This window comes from Aneurinibacillus aneurinilyticus ATCC 12856 (genome assembly GCF_000466385.1).
GTDB classification, from domain to species: Bacteria; Bacillota; Bacilli; order Aneurinibacillales; family Aneurinibacillaceae; genus Aneurinibacillus; species Aneurinibacillus aneurinilyticus.
In genome coordinates, this window is sequence record NZ_KE952760.1 from 1 (window position 1) to 2,555 (window position 2,555).

Consider the following 2,555-nt stretch of genomic DNA (forward strand, 5'->3'; position numbering starts at 1 on the left):
TCTTAGTGTCCAATTTCTCTAGGGGGCTAAAGAGTAATCAGTGGTTCCATCATAATGATCAAATTGTACAATTGCTTCTTTTCTATTAGACATTTAATCCCTCCATAATACAAATGTTCACTCTTGATTTACAATTGTTAGAAATATTGTAATTTTAAAATACACTAAATAAAGGGGATGGTAAAGATGAAATTCAAGAAGGCTGTGTTTGGCTGTTAATGACGTTTTTAAATTCCCGTTTTTCTCCGAAATTAAATTCCTTCTTTTTATAGTAAAAGGGTATTTTACTTTTGAGGCAAACACATGAGCAAACTAACAGTACAAGAGATTGAGTCTCATCTTTGGAAATCAGTCGATATCCTACGGGGGGGGCGTTGACTCAAGTGATTATAAAAACTACATATTCGTCCTTCTCTTTTTAAAACGCTTGAGTGACGTATAGGAAAAACATAAAGCAGAGCTTCCTGAAGAGTTTGGAGAAGAAGGTTAGTCTTGAACTTGTAGAAGATCTAGACCAATATCGGTTCTACGTTCCACAAGACGCATACTAGGAAGAAATCTGCAAACTTACAAAACGCTCCTGTATAAAAAGAACGAAGGATTTGCTTTCATTGCAAATTTTCTTTCTCTGGAAGCAGCGATGATAAATGGACCAAAGAAAAAGTAAGAAGCATTATAATCAATCCCTTCTATGCCGGTTATATGAGCTGGGGTAAACGAACAGGACCCGAAAAAGGAACGTTTGGTGATCGTGAGACATGGATTATCATTCACTCCGAATATATTGAACCGATTATTTCAAAAGAAGATTGGGAGCTTTGTTGGAAGCTATACTGTGAAAGACGTGAGAGAAAGGTTCCTCCTAAGCAGTACAAAACCTCTTATCTTTTTGCGAATATTGCCTTATGTAAAGAATGCAATGTAAAGCTGAAACCAAAAGATCAAACTTCATCCGGAAATAATGGGAAGAAGTACGGGAAACGGATATACTTTTGCCCAACTTGTAGATTAAAAGTTGAAGCAGATTCTTTTCACGAATACGCTATCGATAAAATTCCGAATGATATTCGGATTAATGCCTCGTACATTTTTCCTCATATTCAAAAGAGCTTCCAAACAGATATACAAAGAATAAAAGATGAAGTTTCTAAGTTGGAACAAGAGCTTGACGAATACAACATTCAGCTAAACCGAATTAAAGCTGAACTTGTAGAGCGTATGAGAAGTAATCCAGATGACAAGAGCAAAAAAATGATTAACCTTATCACAATGTATAGGATAGATATAAGCAAGCGTATTGAAACGACTGAAAAGAAAATTAAGACGAAAACAAAACAGATTCAATCTATTGAACAGGTTGATCTAAAGCCAGAATCCTGGGAATTTATTATCCAGGATATTTTGAAGCCGCGTGATGAAATCAATCAGACGACGTTGCGAAGAATGCTTACTCATCTGATTGAATACATCTCAATTGATAAGAAGCACAACATTGATTTAAAACCCGTTATGATCTGGACAGACGCAAAGTTGATACGACGCAACTTGAACTGTTGTTTTAAATCCTCCGTGTTTAAATGGGAGGATTTATTTATGCTGTTTTTCTCGGTTGTTAGGTGTAAATGAGTGAAGCTAATGTAACGTGATTTTTGAGTTCTCGGTTTTAAGTGAGGGTAGCTATCCCGACCCTACCCAGTTACTGAGACTGATATTACTGAGTGGAACCTTGTCCTTAGAGAATTCTGGATTTGTTGTTGTTTATTATTATGGACAGGAATTTTTAAAGATAAACATTCTCGGTGATTAGGTATTGTAATTTAATTTTTTCACGATTTTTAGGAAATCTAATTTCGTATTTGAAACAAACTGGTTATAATGAGAACAAATGTTCTTGTATGTGGATATAGTATGAGATGTATGGAGGGATAAAATGGTTGTCGGTAAAATAGTGTATTTTGTACTACCAGGAACTACAGAAATTTGTAAGGGAAGAATAATAAAAAAGGAAGCTTTTAATGGTAATAAAACAAATTTTTTTATACAAAATTTAGATCAAGTTGGCGTAATTGTACTTTCTTTAGAAGAAGTTTTTGATACAGATAAAGAAGCAAAATTACACGCAAAGGAAAGGATAAGGGAAGAATATATATCAATTGTAGAAGGATTTTCACCCAAAGAGTTATTAGAATATCTTGTTAGCCTACATCCGATAAGGAATGATGTAGATGTAGATGTTAGGAATGTCATACAAGTTTTAATAGAAAAATATTTTAAAATCAATTTAGAATAGGGTTTTACGAAGAAGTATGTTTCGAAAAGAAACTAAGGTATATGATTTGAAGAAAGGGATTCACTGCGAAAAATCGCCTTTTTATTATCTTCAAGTGACTATTGCTTCTAAATGTCTATATAAAACAAACTTAGATGTAGAATCATTTTAAAAATAAACAATGAAATAATATGTAAAATTACATGGTAAGAAGAACATTATAACAAGTAGTTAAATACTACCTGTGATATGGTTGTATTTGGCAATGAAAAAATGCATAAAACGG

The 2,555-nt window shown here is 33.4% G+C and carries 2 protein-coding genes and 1 pseudogene; all 3 read left to right on the forward strand.

Annotated features, from left to right (window positions below):
- Positions 1 to 303: 303 nt before the first annotated feature.
- Positions 304 to 439: pseudogene (locus HMPREF0083_RS29355) on the forward strand (type I restriction-modification system subunit M N-terminal domain-containing protein); the annotation flags it as partial.
- 161 nt (positions 440 to 600) lie between these two features.
- A complete protein-coding gene (locus tag HMPREF0083_RS09755; protein ID WP_081696040.1) occupies positions 601 to 1,626 on the forward strand; it encodes a recombinase family protein in 1,026 nt (341 codons plus the stop codon).
- A 304-nt stretch (positions 1,627 to 1,930) separates the two neighbouring features.
- Positions 1,931 to 2,290, forward strand: coding sequence for a hypothetical protein (locus HMPREF0083_RS09760; protein WP_021621119.1), 360 nt, complete (start codon positions 1,931 to 1,933; stop codon positions 2,288 to 2,290).
- Positions 2,291 to 2,555: the final 265 nt, after the last annotated feature.